The 19,202-nt window shown below is 60.8% G+C and carries 16 protein-coding genes; 10 read left to right on the top strand and 6 right to left on the bottom strand.

Annotated elements, in window-relative coordinates:
• Positions 1-966 (bottom strand): HupE/UreJ family protein (locus tag Q0M35_RS06810; protein ID WP_295313495.1); only part of this gene is annotated, 966 nt, incomplete at its 3' end.
• Between Q0M35_RS06810 and Q0M35_RS06815 the strand changes: the two genes are divergently transcribed.
• The 4 genes from Q0M35_RS06815 (at position 965) to Q0M35_RS06830 (ending at position 4,444) form a co-directional block, all read left to right on the top strand.
• Positions 965-1,774: a DUF4198 domain-containing protein gene (locus Q0M35_RS06815; RefSeq protein WP_366519646.1), complete on the top strand. Its 810-nt coding sequence runs from the start codon at positions 965-967 to the stop codon at positions 1,772-1,774. The two genes, Q0M35_RS06810 and Q0M35_RS06815, sit on opposite strands and share 2 nt — an antisense overlap.
• Before the next feature lie 51 nt (positions 1,775-1,825).
• Entirely contained in the window at positions 1,826-2,719 is an 894-nt protein-coding gene (locus tag Q0M35_RS06820; RefSeq protein WP_295313497.1) for a PfkB family carbohydrate kinase, read from the top strand.
• On the top strand, positions 2,716-3,642 hold the full coding sequence (locus Q0M35_RS06825; RefSeq protein WP_295313498.1) for a pseudouridine-5'-phosphate glycosidase: 927 nt from the start codon (positions 2,716-2,718) through the stop codon (positions 3,640-3,642). The genes Q0M35_RS06820 and Q0M35_RS06825 overlap by 4 nt, the downstream gene beginning before the upstream one ends.
• An 85-nt stretch (positions 3,643-3,727) precedes the next feature.
• Positions 3,728-4,444, top strand: a complete 717-nt coding sequence (locus Q0M35_RS06830; protein ID WP_295313500.1) for a DUF502 domain-containing protein — start codon at positions 3,728-3,730, stop codon at positions 4,442-4,444.
• Here the strand turns inward: Q0M35_RS06830 and Q0M35_RS06835 are convergent, their stop codons facing one another.
• On the bottom strand, positions 4,445-5,482 hold the full coding sequence (locus Q0M35_RS06835; RefSeq protein ID WP_295313502.1) for a patatin-like phospholipase family protein: 1,038 nt from the start codon (positions 5,480-5,482) through the stop codon (positions 4,445-4,447).
• Between the two features lie 65 nt (positions 5,483-5,547).
• Positions 5,548-6,333 (bottom strand): 3-hydroxybutyrate dehydrogenase, encoded by a 786-nt coding sequence (locus Q0M35_RS06840; RefSeq protein WP_295313504.1) that lies wholly within the window; start codon positions 6,331-6,333, stop codon positions 5,548-5,550.
• 415 nt (positions 6,334-6,748) lie between these two features.
• Here Q0M35_RS06840 and Q0M35_RS06845 point away from each other — a divergent pair, with 415 nt between their 5' ends.
• The 4 genes from Q0M35_RS06845 to Q0M35_RS06860 all read left to right on the top strand — a co-directional run bounded on the left by Q0M35_RS06845 (position 6,749) and on the right by Q0M35_RS06860 (position 12,350).
• The gene (locus Q0M35_RS06845; RefSeq protein WP_295313506.1) at positions 6,749-8,464 is read left to right on the top strand and encodes an extracellular solute-binding protein; all 1,716 of its coding nucleotides are present in this window, start codon (positions 6,749-6,751) and stop codon (positions 8,462-8,464) included.
• A gap of 383 nt (positions 8,465-8,847) precedes the next feature.
• Positions 8,848-10,362 carry a class I adenylate-forming enzyme family protein gene (locus Q0M35_RS06850; protein WP_295313507.1) on the top strand — a complete coding sequence of 505 codons (1,515 nt, stop codon included), beginning with the start codon at positions 8,848-8,850 and terminating at the stop codon, positions 10,360-10,362.
• A complete protein-coding gene (locus Q0M35_RS06855; RefSeq protein WP_295313509.1) occupies positions 10,359-11,000 on the top strand; it encodes a DsbA family oxidoreductase in 642 nt (213 codons plus the stop codon). Before Q0M35_RS06850 ends, Q0M35_RS06855 begins: the two co-directional genes overlap by 4 nt.
• Before the next feature lie 156 nt (positions 11,001-11,156).
• Complete coding sequence (locus tag Q0M35_RS06860; RefSeq protein ID WP_295313536.1) at positions 11,157-12,350, top strand: multidrug effflux MFS transporter; 1,194 nt, start codon at positions 11,157-11,159, stop codon at positions 12,348-12,350.
• A 4-nt stretch (positions 12,351-12,354) separates the two neighbouring features.
• On the opposite strand, the gene mfd is transcribed toward Q0M35_RS06860, so the two are convergent.
• Both mfd and Q0M35_RS06870 read right to left on the bottom strand, forming a co-directional pair.
• On the bottom strand, positions 12,355-15,822 hold the full coding sequence (gene mfd, locus Q0M35_RS06865; RefSeq protein ID WP_295313511.1) for a transcription-repair coupling factor: 3,468 nt from the start codon (positions 15,820-15,822) through the stop codon (positions 12,355-12,357).
• A 33-nt stretch (positions 15,823-15,855) separates the two neighbouring features.
• A complete protein-coding gene (locus tag Q0M35_RS06870; protein WP_169640518.1) occupies positions 15,856-16,383 on the bottom strand; it encodes a component of SufBCD complex in 528 nt (175 codons plus the stop codon).
• A 123-nt stretch (positions 16,384-16,506) separates the two neighbouring features.
• Here Q0M35_RS06870 and hemB point away from each other — a divergent pair, with 123 nt between their 5' ends.
• On the top strand, positions 16,507-17,511 hold the full coding sequence (hemB, locus tag Q0M35_RS06875) for a porphobilinogen synthase (protein WP_295313514.1): 1,005 nt from the start codon (positions 16,507-16,509) through the stop codon (positions 17,509-17,511).
• 107 nt (positions 17,512-17,618) lie between these two features.
• Positions 17,619-18,185: a YSC84-related protein gene (locus tag Q0M35_RS06880; RefSeq protein ID WP_295313516.1), complete on the top strand. Its 567-nt coding sequence runs from the start codon at positions 17,619-17,621 to the stop codon at positions 18,183-18,185.
• A 73-nt stretch (positions 18,186-18,258) separates the two neighbouring features.
• On the opposite strand, the gene Q0M35_RS06885 is transcribed toward Q0M35_RS06880, so the two are convergent.
• On the bottom strand, positions 18,259-19,131 hold the full coding sequence (locus tag Q0M35_RS06885) for an NAD(P)-dependent oxidoreductase (RefSeq protein WP_295313518.1): 873 nt from the start codon (positions 19,129-19,131) through the stop codon (positions 18,259-18,261).
• Positions 19,132-19,202 lie beyond the last annotated feature (71 nt).

Below are 19,202 nucleotides of genomic sequence, written 5' to 3' on the forward strand. Positions count from 1 at the left end.
CGGGATGAACTGATCCTCCGGCAGGCCGAATTCCGCGAGGACGGACGCGAAACCAAGCCCGTGCAGCAAACCAAAGCCGAAAATCACAGCGGGTCGCCACCGGCTCAGTCCCTTGTGAAAGACATTCTCTACCGCGACATACACAATCGAGGCAGCGATCAGTGGCTCGACAATGCTGCCCGGAATATTCACAAGGCCGAGCGCGCCGAGCGCCAGTGTGACTGTGTGGGCGAGCGTGAAGGCAGTCACCTGAAACAAAAGCGGACGCCAGCGGGTACTGAGGAAAAAGAGGCCCAGCACAAACAGGATGTGATCGAGACCTTTGGGCAGTATGTGATCAAAGCCGACCGGGATATAGCTGAGAAACGCGCCGCTTGCGTCCTGTGCGTCGCCGCCGGCCAGATTGATCGCGATACTGCTCTCGCCGCCCGCCAGATACCCGGTGTAGGGTGCATCGACACCCTGCTGGCGCAGCACCATCGCCCCTCCACCATCGGGCCAGTTGACGGTCACGGAGGTTGCTGCGGGGTCCATCGGGGCCGCGAGGGTCAGGATCGATATGCGCGCAAGTTCGGGATCGACGCCTTCGGGAATTTCCACGGTGTCGACAGCGAAGGTCAGCGGACCGTCCGTTTCAGCCAGCGGCACTGCGTTCCACGCCGCCACCATGTCGGGCAGCCGGTCACGCAGGGCCTCCGTGCTCAGGGCGCGCAGGCTGTCGTAACCGGCGCCCTCCTCAACCTCATCTGTATCGGCCACCGCATCCAGATCGATACCGGACAGAAAAGCCTCGATGTTCACGCGCATCGACAGTGTGAGCGTCTCCGCATCACTGCGTTCCATGTCTACGATGGTCGGCACAAGCTCATGCGCCACCGCAGGTCCCGAAGACGCCACAAGAGCGTGAGTTGACAAAAGACCCAGAAAGGCCAGCTTGAGCAGAAGAATGCGAAGGGTATTTGCCATGATGATTAAACGTCTTTTCCTGTTGACCGTGCTCGTTCAGGGATTTCCCGCACTTGCACATGAATTCTGGATCGAACCGCAGCAATATCAAGTGGAAAGCGGCAATGAACTGGTTGCTGACCTTAAAAACGGTGAAAACTTCGAAGGAGTTTCACTGGGGTGGTTTGAAAAAAATTTTTCCCGCTTTGAAATCGTGTCCGGCAATGAGGTCATGCCGGTGCCGGGCCGGGCCGGTGATTTTCCCGCCATGGCGGTCGAAGCGCCGGGAGAGGGTCTGGTGATCATTCTGCATGAGACCACGCCGGCCAGCCTGAAATACAATGAATGGCAGAAATTCCTGAACTTTGCCGAGCATAAAGGCTTTGATACCGCAGAGGCGCGGCATATCGAAAACGGCTGGCCGCAGGAAGGTTTCCGCGAAAGCTATACCCGCCATGCCAAGGCGCTGGTCGCTGTCGGTGATGGTGCGGGCAGTGACCGCGCGTTTGGTCTTGAGACCGAGATCGTGGCGCTTGCGAACCCTTATGACGCCGGCTTTGACGGGCGGATGCCGGTGCGGGTGCATTATCAGGGCGCACCGCGCGCCGGTGCGCAGGTTGAGGTATTTGACCGTGCGCCGGATGGATCGGTGACGGTAAGTCTCGCACAGACCGATGAAGCCGGTGAGGCAGAGATCGCCGTCACGCCAGGCCATGATTACCTCCTTGATGCTGTGGTGCTGCGCGAAAGCCCGAAAGCAGGCACAGCCGAAGATGCACCGGTCTGGGAAACACTCTGGGCCGCTCTTACGTTTTCGGTCCCGCAGTAAAGCCGCCTTTGCGGGCTTGATCAGCACAGCGATCAGGGCCACAAGGCCGGTATGAAAGATACCCCTGACATACTGTGCATCGGTTCGGTGCTCTGGGACGTGATCGGCCGGTCTGCCAGTGTGATGCGGCAGGGCTCGGATGTGCCGGGTCGGATCACCCGCCTGCCCGGCGGCGTGGCGCTGAACATTGCCGTGACCCTGACCCGTTTCGGGCTGACCCCTGCGCTGCTGACGGCCATTGGCCGTGATACCGAGGGAGATGAGCTGATCGCGGCCTGTGCGGCGCGCGGCATGATTATTGATTGTGTGTACCGCTCTGATGATCTGCCCACGGATGTCTATATGGCCGTTGAAGGCGCTAACGGGCTGATTGCGGCCATTGCCGATGCGCATTCGCTGGAGGCTGCGGGGGATAAAATTCTCAGACCGCTCTCGGATGGCCGTCTCGCACGCACAGGATCACCATGGCACGGACTGGTGGCGCTGGATGGTAATCTGACGCTGGCCCTGTTGTCGGAAATCGCCCGCAGCCCGCTGCTGGCGGAGGCGGATCTGAGGGTCGCTCCGGCCTCTCCCGGCAAGGCGGAGCGGCTGCTGCCCTTTGTGCAGAGCGGGCGCGGTACTCTCTATGTCAATCTTGAGGAGGCGGGGCTTTTGTGCCAGACCCGTTTTACCGGATCGCGTGATGCCGCAGCGGGGTTGCTTGCGCGCGGGGCCAGCCGGGTACTGGTAACCGATGGCGGATCAGATGCGACCGAGGGTCGTCCGGACGGGTCGCTCACCCGCACCCCGCCGCAGGTCCTGATCACACGCGTAACCGGCGCGGGCGACACCTTTATGGCCGCGCACATCGCCGCCGAACGGAAGGGCGTCGCGCCCGAAAATGCCCTCGAAATGGCGCTCGATGCCGCCGCAAGTTATGTCTCCGGAGAAACAGCCCTATGACCTCCCTTCCTCTGATCCGCAGTGCAGAAGTGGCCGCAGCCCTGGCCTCCGGAAAGGCCGTTGTGGCACTCGAAAGCACGATCATTACCCACGGCATGCCCTGGCCGCAGAATTTAGAGGTGGCCCGCCAGGTTGAAAAAGACATCCGCGCCGGGGGGGCAACGCCCGCGACCATCGCTGTGCTGAACGGCACCCTTTGTATCGGGCTTGAACCAGAACAGCTTGAGACCCTGGCGCAGGCGCGCGGAGTTGCAAAACTGTCGCGGGCTGATCTTGCTGCCTGCATGGCATCGGGCGGCACCGGGGCCACCACCGTTGCGGCCACCATGATTGCCGCACACCTTGCAGGCATCGACGTGTTTGCCACGGGCGGGATCGGCGGCGTGCACCGGGGAGCCGAAGACAGCTTTGATATCTCCGCTGATCTGATGGAACTGGCACAGACGCCGGTGAGTGTGGTTGCGGCCGGGGCCAAGGCGATCCTGGATGTCGACAAAACGCTCGAAGTGCTCGAAACTCAGGGCGTGCCGGTCATTGCGGTTGGTCAGGACAGTTTCCCGGCCTTCTGGAGTGCCGGGTCTGCACTGCGCGCGCCCTTGCGCATGGACACGGCCAAAGAGATAGCAACGGCACATCACATGCGGTCTCTGCTCGGGCTGCCGGGCGGGCAGCTTGTTGCAAACCCGATCCCGGCCGCTGATGAAATTCCCTCTGCCGAGCTCGCACCGGTCATAGCCCGTGCTCAGGCGGATGCGCGTGCGCATGATATCCGTGGCAAGGCGGTGACCCCTTACCTGTTGCAGCGCATCTATGAGCTGACCGACGGGCGTTCGCTCACGGCTAATATCGCTCTGGTGCGCAACAATGCCCGGCTGGCGGCGCAGATTGCCCGCGCACTGTGCAAACTGCGCGCGCCCGGCTGAAGCATGACGCTGCGTGGCGGCCCGGCCATTGTAGCTGCGGCGTAAAACACTTAACTGTGGTCTCAACGAGAGTACCGGACGTTTCATGAACACACCCTTTGATCCCGAGCCCCCCAGCACCCGACGCAGTCTGCTGGCAAGGTCGCGCGCCAACTTTCTGACCGGCCTGGTGGTGATCGCGCCCGTCGGACTGACAATCTGGCTGATCTGGTCCGTGGTGGGATGGATCGACGGCTTTGTGCTGCCGCTGGTGCCGCGTTCTTATCAGCCCGACCGCCTGATCCAGGACCTTCTGGGACTCGATCCGTCAGTGCAGATCAACGTGCGCGGCATCGGTGTCGTGATCTTTCTGCTCTTTACCGTTCTGGTGGGCTGGATGGCCAAGGGCATCATCGGCCGCTCGATGATCCGCTTTGCCGAAAGCCTTGTCGAACGCACGCCGGTGGTGCGGACGATTTATTCCGGCATTAAACAGATTTCAGAGACAGTCTTCGCCCAGTCGGAACGCTCCTTTGAGCGCGCCTGTGTGATTGAATATCCGCGCAAGGGTATCTGGGCCATCGGGTTCATCTCAACCAATACAAAGGGCGAAATCGCAACACGCAGCAACGACGGGCGCGCCATGCTCAGCATCTTCCTGCCCACCACGCCGAACCCCACATCCGGTTTCCTGCTCTTTGTGCCGGAGGAAGACGTAACCGAGCTTGAAATGACAGTCGAGGATGCGGCCAAGCTGGTGATTTCGGCAGGGCTTGTCTATCCCAACGGCAAAAATCCGGACCGCCCGCCCGACAGGCTCTGATCAGCCGAACATGCCGCGCAGGTCTGCAGTGCTGCGCTTATTGATGTCTTTCTTGTGGGCTTGCAGAAAATCATCCGCCGCCCGTTGTCCGGCCTCTTTCAGGCGCGACAGCGTAAAGGGAGTGGGCACCATCTTGGTTGCCACAGAAAGCTCATTCATCAGCGCGTCGTCCGCAATCATATGTACGTAAACACGGCTCATCTGTTCCGTACTCATTTTCCCGGTATCAAGCAGGCGCTGCACAAAATCGATTGCCCTGAGCTCGCGCAGCAGGGATGAGTTAAAGCTGATTTCGTTGATCCGGTTCTGAATGGCCTGGGCCGAGCGCGGTATATCCACCCGTTCCAGCGGATTGATGTTGATCACCAGGATGTCGTCCGGCAGTCCCGGGCTGAACAGCGGAAAGAGTGCCGGATTGCCGGTGTATCCCCCGTCCCAGAAAGCCTCGACCTGTCCGGTTTCGGCGTCCTCAAGCTCGACCGCCTGAAAGAGCGTCGGCAGGCAGGCGGAGGCCAGAATTGCATCGGTGCTGATTTCGCTGTCCTTGAAGACCCGGACCTTGCCGTTCCGGACGCGCGTTGCACAGACGAAAAGACAGGGTACGGCGGCGTTTTCTTCGTGGATCAGGTCAAAATCGAACTGCTCGACCACCGCGCGCAGCGGATTGGTATAAAACGGCCCGTAATCATAAGGTGAGACGACCCGGCTCAGGGCTTCTGCGGTCATGACGGGCCAGGAATACTCAAGAGCCGAGGAGAAATCCGAGAGCGAGAGCGGCGTCATCCATTCCGGTATCCGCAGATCGGGGCGCGCACCCACCTCGCCCCAGAGCCAGTCGAGCCGGTCGCGGGCCCCCTGTCGTCCGCCCTCTGTCATACCTGCTTTGAAGGCGGCCCCGTTCAGGGCCCCTGCACTGGTGCCGGAAATAGCCGCAATCTCGATGTCGTCTTCGCAGAGAATCCGGTCAAGCACACCCCAGGTAAACGCGCCATGTGCGCCGCCGCCCTGAAGGGCCAGATTGATCCGCTTTGCCGCCATCTCTGTCCTTTTCAGCCCGCGTCCGGGACCGGCATCTGTGGTCCCGCGACGGTGCCCGCCATTCGTTAAAGCGCCGTCCAGCCGCCGTCGACGCTGATGGTGGTCCCGGTGATCTGAGCGGCCGCATCCGAGCACAGAAATACGGTCGTGCCGCCCAGTTGTTCGACCGTGGCAAATTCCTTGCTGGGCTGGCGCTCGAGGATGACCTTCTTCTTCACCTCGTCCTCGGACATGTCATATTTCTTTGCCGTATCGGGGATCTGGGCCTCCACCAGCGGCGTCAGCACATACCCCGGGCAGATCGCGTTTGCGGTGATCTGTTCCTGTGCTGTCTCCAGCGCTACGGTTTTCGTCATGCCCACGACACCATGTTTGGCCGCGATATAGGCAGCCTTATAGGGCGATGCGGTCAGGCCATGGGCGGATGCAATGTTGATCACCCGCCCCCAGCCCGCTGCGCGCATCACGGGCAGCGCCGCAGCAGTGGTATGGAACGCCGAGTTCATATTGATTGCAATGATCGCGTCCCATTTCTCTACGGGGAACTCGTCAATCGGGGCCACGTGCTGGATGCCTGCGTTGTTCACAAGAATATCGCAGGCGCCGGCTTTGGCGATCAGATCGCGGCATTGCCCGCCTTTGGACATATCGGCCTGAATATAGCGCGCCGTGACGCCCGTTGCCTCAGCGATCTCGCGGGCGAGTGCATGGTCTTCGTCATTGTCGGTAAAGGAATTCAGAACCACATCAGCGCCGGCGCGGGCCAGCTCCCATGCAATCCCCAGACCGATGCCGGAGTTTGATCCGGTGATCACCGCTGTTTTGCCGGTCAGTGATACGCTGAATGCCATGGTCTGATCCTTACTTTGCCTGCGCTTTCTGCGCTGCATCATGGCGTGCTGCACATGCAAAGGGAATGTGTAATCTGCCGCATGTCGCGGGAAAGTGCTCAGCACCCCGCCCCCGATACGCCAAAAAAAAACGCCTGCACAAGGCAGGCGTTAAGTTATTGAGGCAGGTTTCATACAGGCAAGAAACCTATCGAGCAGTGACCTCTTTATAAGCAAAAGCGCGCCGCAGTCCAAGCTAAAAGTTTGATAAGACGCAAATTCACGGATACCTTATGGGTAATGAAAATAAGGGCAGCAGGGGATTGTCTCCAATATGAACACGGTATTTTTCCGCGCAGCCAGGCGGATTTTAGCCGCATTCGCGCTGATTCTCTTTTCAACTTATGCGGTCGCCGAGCCTCAGCACGGTGTATCTATGTACGGAGCGCCCGCCCTGCCACCGGATTTTGTGTCTCTGCCCTATGTGCGCGCTGATGCACCGAAAGGCGGAAGCATCACGCTTGGTAATACCGGCGGCTTCGACAGTCTGAACCCGTTCGTGCGCAAAGGGACCTCTCCATGGCAGCTGCCTTTTTTCACCCACGAGGCGCTGATGGGGCGGTCCTGGGACGAACCTTTCACACTTTACGGGCTTCTGGCCGAATCGGTTGAGATGCCCGAAGACCGTTCATGGGTCGAATTCACCCTGCATCCGGATGCGGCTTTTTCAGACGGATCGGCGGTGACGGTGGCGGACGTCATCTTTTCCTACGAGCTGCTCGCGGAAGAAGGACACCCCCGGTATCTGGGGCTGGCCGGTCAGATTGCCTCGGTCGAGGAGACCGGTCCGCGCCGTGTGAAGATCTCGTTCAGCACCGACAACAGAGAACTGGCGCTTCTTGCAGGCATGCGTCCCATTCTCAGCAAGGCGCAGTGGGAGAACCGCGATTTTGCGGATGCGCCGCTGGAAGAAGTGCCTCTGGGCTCCGGTCCTTATGTTGTCAGCAGCTTTGAGGCGGGCCGTCAGGTGGTCCTGAGCCGCAATCCCGATTACTGGGGCGCGAATATTCCTTTCCGGCGCGGGACGCATAACTTCGATGAGATCAGGATCGACTTTTACGGCGATGCCTCGGTTCTTTTCGAGGCATTCAAGGCTGGCGAAATATCGGCCGTGCGTGAATTCAATGCTGAGAAATGGGCGCGACAGTACAATTTCCCGGCTGTCGAACGCGGTGATGTAATCAAATCGGAAATCCCGCACCAGAAACCCTCCGGCATGACCGGCTTTGTGATGAACAGCAGGCGCGCACCTTTTGACGACTGGCGGGTACGTGAAGCGATGATTCAGGCGTTCAATTTTGAGTTCATCAACGACACGCTCACCGGGGGCGCGCAGCCGCGCATCACCTCTTATTTCTCAAACTCCGTACTGGCGATGGATCCCGGGCCGGTCGCTGGCCAGGTCGCGGATCTGCTTACCCCGTTTCGCGCAGATCTGCCCCCCGATACGCTGGAAGGCTATGCTCTGCCCGTCAGCGACGGCAGTGCGCGCAACCGTCGCGGCATCCGGCGGGCCATGGCGTTGCTGGAAGAGGCCGGCTGGACCGCGCCCGACGGTGTGATGCAGAACACTGACGGCACGCCGCTCGCCTTTACTCTGCTGATTGCGCAGAACAGCAGCGAAGACCGTGCGGTGGCTGATCTCTATAAATCCGCGCTGGAAAGACTCGGCATTGAGATGACAATCGAGAGCACCGACAGCGCGCAGTTTGTGGCCCGTGCCAATGCCTTTGATTTTGAGATGACCACCTTCCGGCGGGCGCTGTCGCTCTCGCCGGGCAATGAGCAGCGGTTTTACTGGGGGTCTGAGGCCGCGGAGCAGCAGGGATCACGCAACCTGATGGGGGTGGCGTCCCCGGTGGTGGATGCGCTGATTGATACGATACTGTCTGCGCGGGGCGAGGATGAGTTCCGCTCGGCGGTGCGCGCGCTCGACCGGGTGCTGACGGCGGGTCGCTATGTCATTCCGTTCTGGCAGTATACCACAGGGCAGATCGCACATATAAGCGAAATGAAATACCCTGACCGGCTGCCGCTTTATGGTGACGGGCCGAATTTCATGCCCGAAGTCTGGTGGTATGCAAAAGACTGAGCGGAGCAGCGAGGTCATCCGGAGGGTCATCTCTTTGTGCGGATGACCGGATACCACGGCTCTACAGATCCCGGCAAAAAGCCTGATCACACCAGCCGGTACAGAGAGAAACTCATGGCCTCCGTTGCTGGCATGGCAACCGGTCAGCGAAATTTTCCGCTGGGGTACAGGCATGGTCGGGTTCATTCTCTTCCTTCTGCTCAGCGCATTGACCGGCAGTTTGTGTTCAAAGGCAGCCCGGGTCCATCGGTATGGTCGCTGTGTCGCCGCAGCCTTTGGCGGCAACAGAGATCAGTTGCACGGGGTCGCTGCCGGTCGTTCCCGCCCGACGGCAGCATCCGCATAACCTTGCAACGATGTCCCCGCGCCGCTAGCACGGGATCATGTTGTCAGTCTTCAATGAGGGCGCTCTGCCCCCCGTTCCCGCATCGTTCAATATGGCGGCTTACGTCCTGGCCGCCGGGGCCCGGACACCTGGAAAAACGGCGCTTGAGGTCCTCGGAGAGGCTGACACGGAGCAATGGACGTATGAGCGGCTGATTTCGGCCGTACGGGGCACAGGTACCGGATTGCTGCGTCTCGGGCTGGTGCCGGGTGATCGGGTCCTGTTGCGGCTCGGCAATACGGTGGATTTTCCGGTGGCATGCCTCGGGGCGCTGGCGGCCGGTCTGGTGCCGGTGCCGACATCCGCCGCCCTCACAGAGCCCGAGGTCGCGCATTGCATCGCCGTGACGACACCGCGGGCAATCCTCTGTGCACCGGGTGTGGCCTGCCCGCCTGTGACGGAACGCACCGGCCTTGCGACGCTGCGCTCTTTCCGGGATCTGCCTCCCGTCGCCTGGCACATGGGTGATCCGCATCGTCCGGGTTATATTGTATTTACGTCCGGTACGTCCGGCATGCCCCGCGCCGTCGTGCACGCGCATCGCGCCATTCTCGGACGGCGCATGATGTTTGACGGATGGTACGGTCTGACCCTGCAGGACCGGATGCTGCACGCGGGCGCTTTCAACTGGACTTATACGCTTGGTACCGGGCTGATGGACCCCTGGACGCTCGGGGCCACGGCCCTGATTGCAGCGTCCGGGACAACAGCGCGCGCCCTGCCCGGTCTGATTGCGCGGCACAAAGCCAGTCTGTTCGCTGCCGCCCCCGGGGTTTTCCGGCAGATGCTGCAGGACGGTCCGACCATCGCCGCACCCTCCCTGCGTCACGGTCTGAGTGCCGGCGAAAAGCTGCCCGCCCGCACTGCGCGCGCCTGGAAGGAAGCCACCGGTACGCCGCTGCTTGAAGCCTATGGCATGTCGGAATGCTCAACCTTCATATCGGCGGCACCCGCGCGGCACGCGCATGCCGGGGCGCTGGGATATCCGCAGCCGGGTCGCCGCATCGCAGTTCTCGGGCCGGAGGGTCCTGTCCCCAGAGGCACGGAAGGCACCATCGCGGTGCACCGGAGCGATCCGGGGTTGATGCTGGGCTATTACGGGGCCCCTGAGGCGACGGCCGCGCGCATGCAGGGTGAGTGGTTTATGACCGGAGATCAGGGGCTCATGCAGCACGACGGGCAGATTTTTTACCTCGGCCGGAATGACGATATGATGAATGCCGGAGGCTACCGCGTGTCACCGGTCGAGGTGGAGGATGTGCTCTCGGGCTGCCCCGGGGTGCGCAGCGTCGCGGTGACGGATGTTGAGATCAAAGACGACACCCGGGTCATTGCAGCCTTCTACACCGCAGACGCACCACTGGACGAAAAGGGCCTGGAGGCTTATGTCAGCGACAGACTGGCGCGATATAAACAACCGCGGCTCTACATCCATTTGCCGGAACTGCCCCTGGGTGCAAACGGCAAGATCCTGCGTCGCGCCCTGCGTGACCGAATGAAGGCCCCGAAATGACCGATACGATTAAGCTCGACATTATTTCTGATCCGATCTGCCCCTGGTGCTACATCGGCAAGGCGCATCTCGACAAGGCGCTGGCTGAGCACCCCGGGCATCCCTTTGTCATCGAGTGGCATCCGTTTCAGCTTAATCCGGAGATGCCTGCGGGCGGTATGGGCCGGCGCGAATATCTTGAAGGCAAGTTTGGCGGTAAAGAAGGTGCGGTGCGCGCCTATGCGCCCGTGCTCGAGCATGCGCAGGCCGCCGGACTGAACATTGATTTCGAGGCAATGCAGCGCACTCCCAACACCATTGATGCGCACCGCCTGATCCACTGGGCCGGGATCGAAGGCCGGCAGACAGCGGCGGTCGCCGCCCTTTTCAAGGCTTACTTCAACGAAGGCCGTGACATTGGTGCGCATGACGTGCTCGCCGACATCGCCGACAGTATCGGAATGGATGCAGCCGTGGTGCTGAAACTGCTTCAGTCGGATGCCGACATTGACGACATCCGCAAGCGCGACACACACAGCCGCGAGATGGGCGTGAATTCGGTGCCGACCTTTATCGTCGGCGGCAAACACGCGGTCCCCGGGGCGCAACCGCCTGAGCTCTGGCACAAAGTCATCACAGAGCTTACAGCCGCTGCCTGATTTCTGGTCATGAGCACTGTCGCCCCGCATAATTCTGCATAAGAGTAATTGAACGCTCTTCAACTCTCGGTTATGTCTGACGCCGAAGCGCACCAGCGGGAAGAGCGCTCTGGTTTTCAGTGGGGTTGAGTGACAGATCCAGAACAACGGATCCCGATGGGGCGTGCGGAATTTATTGCCCTGATGGCAATGTTATTCGCGACGATTGCATTTTCCATTGATGCGATGCTGCCTGCGCTGCCGGATATCGCGCGAGAGCTGACGCCTGATGATCCGACCCGCGCGCCTTTGATCCTGACGTCATTTGTGCTCGGTATGGGGCTGGGCACGTTTTTCGCGGGGCCGCTCTCGGATGCCTTCGGGCGGCGGCGGGTCATGTTCTGCGGCGCGGGCCTTTATGTGGCCTCTGCGCTGGTGGCATGGGCCAGCATGTCACTGGAACTGATGCTGGTGGCGCGGGTTTTCCAGGGCATCGGCGCGGCCGGTCCGCGTGTGGTCTCCATTGCAATCATACGCGATCTTTACTCCGGTCGCGAGATGGCACGGATCCTGTCCATTGCCATGATGATCTTTACCGTCGTGCCTGCCTTCGCGCCCGCCATGGGCGTGGTGATCATCGCAGGCTTTGGCTGGCGCAGTATCTTTATGGCCTTTGTCGCCTTTTCGCTGATCTCGGCCCTGTGGCTGAAGATCCGCCTGCCGGAAACCCTGCCCGAAGCGAAACGACGGCCCGTGCGCTTCAGTCTTATGATGGCGGCGGTCCGTGAGATGTTCGCTCATCCCGTGGTGCGTCTGTCGATCATGGTGCAGACCCTCGCGATGGCTATGCTCTTTACACTGCTGATGCTGATTCAGCCGGTCTATGAGTTCGTCTTTGACCGGCTTGAGACCTTTCCGTTCTGGTTCGGTGGCATTGCGCTCTCTTCGGCTTTTGCGAGCCTGCTGAATGCGGTGCTGGTCGTCCGCTTCGGTATGCGCCGGCTGGTGACGATAGCGCTTGCCGCGCAGATTATGCTGTCGGGGGTAATGGTCCAGCTCAGTGGTCAGATCGGGCCGGACGGTTTTGCCATCTTTGCCGTCTGGCAGGCCTTTGTTTTCTTTCAGGCCGGCCTGACCATTGGCAATCTCAACGCAATCGCGATGGAGCCGATGGGGCATGTGGCGGGCATGGCTGCAAGCGTGATCGGGGCGGTTTCGACCGTGCTGGCGGCAGCAATTGCCTCACCCATCGGGCTGCTCTTTGACGGATCAATCCGGCCGCTGGTTCTGGCGGTTCTGATCATGGCGACGCTCGCCTTTTCTCTGATGGTCTACATGGGTCGGGTGGAAAGCCGGCTGCCGGCGGAATAACCGCTCAGCCGGCTTTGCTTTTCTCGCGCTTTTTGCGGGCCACAACTTTCTCCGCCAGATCGCGCGCAATTGCAAAGGCGCCTTTGATTTTATCGGCATCGGCCTTCCAGTCGCGGCGCACGACGATCTTGTTGTCTTTGACCTTTGCCAACCCACGCTGATCCTGAATGAATTCGACCAGCCCCTCGGGCGAGGCAAATTTGTCGTTGTGAAACTGGATCGTCGCTCCGCGCGGGCCACCGTCGAGCCGCGCGATACCTGCCTTTTTGCACATGGCTTTGATCCGCACGACAAGCATCAGGGTTGAGACCTCGCGCGGCAGCTTGCCAAAGCGATCAATCAGCTCGGCAGCGAAGCCCTCAAGTTCCACTTTCGTCGTCAGGCTGCTGAGGCGGCGATAGAGCCCCAGGCGGACATCAAGATCAGGCACATAATCCTCGGGGATCAGCACCGGCACGCCCAGATTGATCTGTGGCGCCCACTGGTCATCGGCCTCGCTCAGCCCTTCCATCTCGCCCGCACGGATCTTGGCAATCGCCTCTTCCAGCATCGACTGGTAAAGTTCAAATCCCACATCGCGCATCTGGCCGGATTGTTCTTCTCCCAGCAGATTGCCGGCCCCGCGGATGTCGAGATCCTGGCTGGCAAGCGTAAATCCGGCGCCCAGAGTATCGAGGCCGGAGAGTACCCGCAGCCGTTTCTCTGCCGTTGGCGTCAAACGCGTACGCGGCTTAGTGGTCAGATAGGCATAGGCGCGGGTTTTGGAGCGCCCGACGCGGCCCCTGATCTGATATAGCTGTGCGAGACCAAACATATCGGCGCGGTGCACAACCATCGTGTTAGCGGTGGGGATATCGAGCCCGGATTCCACAATCGTCGTGGCCAGCAGTACGTCGAATTTGCCGTCGTAGAACGCATTCATCCGGTCATCGAGCTCGCCTGCCGCCATCTGGCCATGCGCCACGACGTATGAGAGTTCCGGCAGCTGTTCTTTCAGAAACTCCTCGATCCCGGGCAGATCGGAGATGCGCGGCACGACGAAAAATGACTGCCCGCCCCGGTAATGCTCGCGCAGCAGGGCTTCGCGGATCGTTACGCTGTCAAACTCGCTGACATAGGTGCGGATTGCCAGACGATCGACAGGTGGTGTCCCGATGATGCTTAAATCGCGTACGCCCGTCAGGCTCAGTTGTAAGGTGCGCGGAATGGGCGTGGCGGTAAGCGTCAGCACATGGATATCGGTGCGCAGCTGTTTCAGACGTTCTTTATGCGTAACCCCGAAATGCTGTTCTTCGTCGATGACCAGCAGGCCGAGGTTTTTGAACCGAATGCCTTTGGCGAGCAGCGCATGGGTGCCGATTACGATATCCACAGTGCCGCGCGACATCGCCTCGCGGGTGGCCTGTGCGTCCTTTGCTGAGACGAACCGGCTGAGCTGGCGCACTTCGATGGGAAAGCCACGAAAGCGTTCAGCAAAGCTCTTGTAATGCTGACGCGCCAGCAGGGTCGTGGGCGCAATAACCGCGACCTGCACGCCGGACATAGCCGCCACAAAGGCTGCGCGCATGGCCACTTCGGTTTTGCCGAAACCCACATCTCCGCACACCAGCCGGTCCATCGGGTTTCCCGAGGTCATGTCGTCGATGACCTCGCCGATGGCGCGCAACTGGTCGTCGGTCTCGGTATAGGGGAAGCGCGCGGAAAAGGCGTCCCACATGCCGGGTGGTGGCTCGAGCACCGGCGCCTTGCGCAGCGCGCGTTCGGCGGCCACGCGGATGAGCTTGTCAGCGATTTCGCGGATGCGCTCCTTGAGCCGTGCTTTCTTGGCCTGCCAGGCCCCCCCGCCGAGGCGGTCCAGCAGACCCTCTTCGTGTCCGTACCGGGAGAGCAGTTCGATGTTCTCAACCGGAAGATAGAGTTTGGCGTCTCCGGCGTATTCCAGCAGCAGACATTCGTGCGCAGCCCCGGCCGCAGTTACAACCTCCAGCCCCATGTACCTCCCGATGCCGTGATCCACATGCACGATGAGATCACCGGGGCTGAGCGACTGCGTCTCGGTCAGGAAGTTCTCAGCGCGACGTTTTTTGCGCGTGGTGCGGATGAGCCGGTCGCCCAGCACGTCCTGCTCTGCGATCACGGTCAGCCCGTCGGGCGCCTCAAAGCCGCTTTCGAGCGACCAGACCGCCAGATGCAACCCGCGTTTGCCGATGCGCGTGCCGTCACGGATCAGGATGGCTTCGGCCAGTCCTTCATCTTCGATGAGCCCGGCCAGGCGTTCGCGTGCGCCTTCGGAATAGGTGGCAACGAGCACGGGGCCCTTCTTCATTTTCGAATTAATATGATCTGCCAGAGCCCCGAAAAGGCTCAGAGATTCCTGTTGGCGCTCAGGCGCGAAGTTGCGCCCCGTGCGAGCACCTGCATCGATTACGCCCGGCCCTGTCGCCCGCGGCAGCACACTCAGATGCAGCACGCGGCGGTCTGTCATCCGCGTCTCCCATGCGGCGTCATCGAGATAGAGCCCTTCGGGGGGCGCAGGTTTGTAAACCGTGTCCATGCCGCTGCGATGCGCCATCGCGAGGCGGCGTGTCTCGTACTGATCTGCAATGCTTTCCCAGCGGGCAAGCCGCGTGGCGGTGGTCTGATCATCCAGCGTCACAGTGGCCCCGGGCAGATAGTCGAAGAGCGTTTCAAGTTCCTGGTGGAAAAACGCGAGCCAGTGCTCGGCACCCTGATGTTTGCGGCCGGCGCTTACCGCTTCATAAAGCGGATCATCGGTGCCGGCGGCGCCGAACTCAATGCGGTAATTCTGGCGGAAACGGGTGATGCCCGCCTCGTCAAGGATCACCTCGGAGACCGGGGCAAGCTCGACCACATCCAGCTTTTCCGTCGTCCGCTGGGTGGCGGCATCGAAACGGCGGGCACCGTCGAGCGTGTCTCCGAAAAGATCGAGCCGCACCGGCCCCAGATCTCCCGGCGGATATATGTCGATGATGCCGCCGCGGATCGCGTAATCACCCGGTTCAGTGACCGTGGGGCTTTGCACGAACCCCATGCGCACCAGAAAATCCCGAAGGGCCTTTTCGTCGATGCGGCTTCCGACCCGGGCGGTGAAGGCGGCGTTCTTGAGAACGGAGCGCGCAGGTACCCGCTGGGTCGCGGCATTCAGTGTGGTCAGCAGGATGAACCGGTCCGGCATGCCATGGGCGAGTGCTGCGAGCGTCGCCATGCGCTGTGCGGAGATATCAGCATTTGGCGAGACGCGATCATAGGGCAGACAGTCCCAGCCGGGAAAAACCACAACCGGCAGATCGGGGGCGAAAAAGCGCAGGGCAGCCTGCATCGCCGCCAGACGTTTGTCATCGCGCGCGACATGGACCAGGGGGCCGTCGCCGCGCGCCAGTTCCGTCAACAGGAAGCGCGCGTCAAACCCTTCGGGTACGCCGGAGACGGTAATTTGGGATTGCTCAGCCATGGGCTGCTTCAATTGGGCTTCAAAGCCCGGGTGTCAACCGCCCAAAGCGCCATGATTGAGGTTTTGATACATGCCCCAGAGTGCCGTGACGAATATCGAGGCCACACCGATCATCTGAACATAGAGACGGTGGCGGCTCAGACGTTTGCGCAGATGCTCGCCGCTGGCGTCTTCCTGCTGGATCAGCCGCGCGGTTGAGAGGGACAACAGCCCGACCAGCGACATCGGCAACCCGAGCAGAAACAGCGCCTGGGCGATTTCGAGGCCATAGAGAAACCCGGTCAGCCCCAGAAGGGTCAGCACAAAACACCCGAGCATCAGCAGCCAGAGCCCCGAGACCCGGGCAATCATCAGCATCCGGTTGGTGTTGATGCGCACCAGATCCTCAAGATCCTGCTCGGTTTGCCCGCCGTGACGCCGGGCCCGCAGGACCATATCAAAAGGTACGCCAAGCACCCAGTGCGAGGCGGTTGACCACATGATTGCGAGCGCGATCCAGAACCACAGGTTCGAAAAGGACCGCATGTCGATGAGTTCAAAAACGCTGGTGTAAAAGTCCAAGGGTACGTGCTTTGGTTTTCCGGTTCGGCCCCTCTTAGCCGCGCTTTGTGGCAATTCCTAGCCTTGGCTTGCGTAAAAATACATGCGAGGGAAGCAGAGTGTAACGTAAAACGGACAGATCCCATGCGCCCGACCATCGCCCCCTTCCCCGCGACCCGTCTGCGGCGCACCCGTCAGAGCCCGGCGTTGCGTGCGCTGACCCGTGAGAACACGCTGAGCGTTGATGATCTTATCTGGCCGGTCTTCGTCCGGTCAGGCGAGGGCATCGAAGAGCCCATCCCCTCCATGCCCGGTGTTTTCCGCCGGTCAGTTGATAAAATCACAGAGGCGGCACGCGAGGCGGCGGATCTCGGCATCCCGGCGATCTGCATCTTTCCCTATACCGGCATCGAAGAACGCACTGAAGACTGTGCCGGCGCCTGGGATCCGGACAATCATGCCAACCGGGCGATCCGCGCGATCAAAAAAGCGGTACCTGAGATTGCTGTGATGACGGATGTGGCGCTTGATACCTATAACATCAACGGGCACGACGGGTTTGTGGAGAACGGCGAAATCGTCAACGACCGCACGGTCGATGCGCTGGTAAAGATGACGCTGGCCCAGGCCGGGGCCGGTGCGGATATTATCGGGCCGTCGGATATGATGGACGGGCGGATTGGTGCGATGCGCAGCGCACTGGAACAGGCCGGGCATCAGAATGTGATGATCCTGAGCTACTCGGCGAAATACGCCTCGGCGTTTTACGGACCGTTCCGGGATGCGGTGGGTGCCTCCGGTGCCCTGACAGGGGACAAGAAAACCTATCAGATGGATCCGGGCAATTCTGATGAGGCGCTTCGACTGATCGAGCGCGATCTGAGCGAGGGCGCGGATATGGTAATGGTGAAGCCCGGCATGCCTTATCTCGACATCTGCCGCCGTGTGAAAGACACGTTCGGCGCGCCGACCTATGCCTACCAGGTGTCGGGCGAATACGCGATGATCAAAGCCGCCGCCGCGCAGGGCTGGATTGATGGCGACCGGGTTATGATGGAAAGTCTGATGGCATTCAGGCGCGCCGGCTGTGACGGAATCCTGACATACTTCGCCCCGGAGGCCGCGCGATTACTGAAAGCACAGCAATAAGCCGCGCAGACCGCGCTTTTGGGTGACATTGCGGGCTAACCTGCGTATGATTGCACACAAGCCGGGGTAGCCGGCGCTATAACAACAACGATATACAGGCACATAAGATGAATCGTTCAGGCTTATCGCGGCGGGGTTTCACCCTCGGCGCACTCGCAGGCACCGCCGTGACGGCGGCCTGCAGCAACGGCGTAGGCTCCGGCGGAGGCAGTGTGATCGACGCCCGCGTTGATACCACGCTTGGCAGTTTGTACCGGACCTATCCCAGCACACGCAACCTCGCCGACAAGGCCAACGGCATGCTGGTCATGCCGGCCGTGACCGAAGCCGGTCTCGGCATCGGTGGCGGATACGGCCAGGGGGCGCTGCGGATCAATGATACCACGGTCGATTACTATTCGGTTACGCAGATCTCATGGGGTTTGCAGGCCGGCGCGCAGCAGTATTCGCATGTTCTTTTCTTTATGACCGAACAAGCGCTTGCGAATTTCCGCAGTGCATCCGGCTGGGAAGCGAGCGGACAGATTGAATATGTTTTCGCAGACCGGGGTGACGGTGCCGCGGCGGATACGACAACGGCGCTGGCACCTGTCCAGGCCGTGGTGTTCGGCCGCGCGGGACTTTTGCTCGGGGCGACGCTCAACGGCGCAAAATACAACCGCATCATCGCCTGACCAGGGGCAGGACATCAAAAAGGGGCGCGGATGATATCCTGCGCCCCTTGTTACTTCGGAGGTCGGCGGGCGATCAGCCGGTTACTTTGAGCCGCTTATAGAGGCTTGAGGTGTCCCAGCGGCCGCCGCCCATTTTCTGCACGTCCTTGTAGAACTGATCGACCAGTGCCGTGACCGGCAGGCTCGCACCGGTTTCATCAGCCGTTTTCAGGCAGATTCCGAGATCCTTGCGCATCCAGTCGGTGGCAAAGCCGTGATCGAAATGATCGTCCAGCATGGTCTCATAGCGATTCGACATCTGCCAGCTGCCAGCGGCGCCCTGGCTGATCACTTCGACGACTGCGCGACCGTCGAGGCCCGCCTTATCGGCAAAATGCAATGCTTCGCTCAGACCCTGCACGAGGCCCGCGATGGCGATCTGGTTGCACATCTTTGTCATCTGACCGGCGCCGCTCTCGCCGATGCGGCGGCAGATTTTGGAATAGATCTCCATCACCGGCAGTGCGCGGTCGTAAGCCCCTTCGTCGCCGCCGCACATGATCGACAGCGCTGCGTTTTCAGCGCCCGCCTGACCACCGGAAATCGGGGCGTCGATGAAGCTTATCTGGTGATCATTTGCCAGCGCATAAAGCTCGCGCGTCACAGCCGCTGAAACGGTTGTATGATCGACAAACACCGCACCGCTGTCCATGCCTTTGAAGGCCCCGTCTTCGCCCGCGCACACCGAGCGCAGGTCATCATCATTGCCAACACAGGCCATGACAAACTCAGCACCTTTTACCGCCTCGCGCGGTGTTTTCGCAAAAGATCCGCCGTAAGTGCCGGCCCAGTCTTCGGCTTTTGAGGTGGTGCGGTTGTAGACCGTAACGTCATGCCCCGCTTTCTGCAGATGCCCCGCCATAGGGGCTCCCATGACCCCCAGTCCCAGAAATGCCAGCTTGGCCATGATGTTGTCCTTCTCTTTGGGTGTTGCGTTACGCTATCCTCCTACCTAACAGTCAAGACCTCAGGGTCAAC

This window comes from Roseobacter sp. (assembly GCF_024639605.1).
GTDB lineage: Bacteria > Pseudomonadota > Alphaproteobacteria > Rhodobacterales > Rhodobacteraceae > Roseobacter.

Excerpts from the sequence above, each read along its gene's own strand:
- Q0M35_RS06815 (WP_366519646.1), top strand. The coding sequence starts at position 965 with ATGATGATTAAACGTCTTTTCCTGTTGACCGTGCTCGTTCAGGGATTT.
- Q0M35_RS06880 (WP_295313516.1), top strand. The coding sequence starts at position 17,619 with ATGAATCGTTCAGGCTTATCGCGGCGGGGTTTCACCCTCGGCGCACTC.
- Q0M35_RS06860 (WP_295313536.1), top strand. The coding sequence starts at position 11,157 with ATGGGGCGTGCGGAATTTATTGCCCTGATGGCAATGTTATTCGCGACG.
- Q0M35_RS06825 (WP_295313498.1), top strand. The coding sequence starts at position 2,716 with ATGACCTCCCTTCCTCTGATCCGCAGTGCAGAAGTGGCCGCAGCCCTG.
- Q0M35_RS06820 (WP_295313497.1), top strand. The coding sequence starts at position 1,826 with ATGAAAGATACCCCTGACATACTGTGCATCGGTTCGGTGCTCTGGGAC.
- hemB (WP_295313514.1), top strand. The coding sequence starts at position 16,507 with ATGCGCCCGACCATCGCCCCCTTCCCCGCGACCCGTCTGCGGCGCACC.
- Q0M35_RS06830 (WP_295313500.1), top strand. The coding sequence starts at position 3,728 with ATGAACACACCCTTTGATCCCGAGCCCCCCAGCACCCGACGCAGTCTG.
- mfd (WP_295313511.1), bottom strand. The coding sequence starts at position 15,822 with ATGGCTGAGCAATCCCAAATTACCGTCTCCGGCGTACCCGAAGGGTTT.
- Q0M35_RS06855 (WP_295313509.1), top strand. The coding sequence starts at position 10,359 with ATGACCGATACGATTAAGCTCGACATTATTTCTGATCCGATCTGCCCC.
- Q0M35_RS06835 (WP_295313502.1), bottom strand. The coding sequence starts at position 5,482 with ATGGCGGCAAAGCGGATCAATCTGGCCCTTCAGGGCGGCGGCGCACAT.
- Q0M35_RS06845 (WP_295313506.1), top strand. The coding sequence starts at position 6,749 with ATGTACGGAGCGCCCGCCCTGCCACCGGATTTTGTGTCTCTGCCCTAT.
- Q0M35_RS06850 (WP_295313507.1), top strand. The coding sequence starts at position 8,848 with ATGTTGTCAGTCTTCAATGAGGGCGCTCTGCCCCCCGTTCCCGCATCG.
- Q0M35_RS06885 (WP_295313518.1), bottom strand. The coding sequence starts at position 19,131 with ATGGCCAAGCTGGCATTTCTGGGACTGGGGGTCATGGGAGCCCCTATG.
- Q0M35_RS06840 (WP_295313504.1), bottom strand. The coding sequence starts at position 6,333 with ATGGCATTCAGCGTATCACTGACCGGCAAAACAGCGGTGATCACCGGA.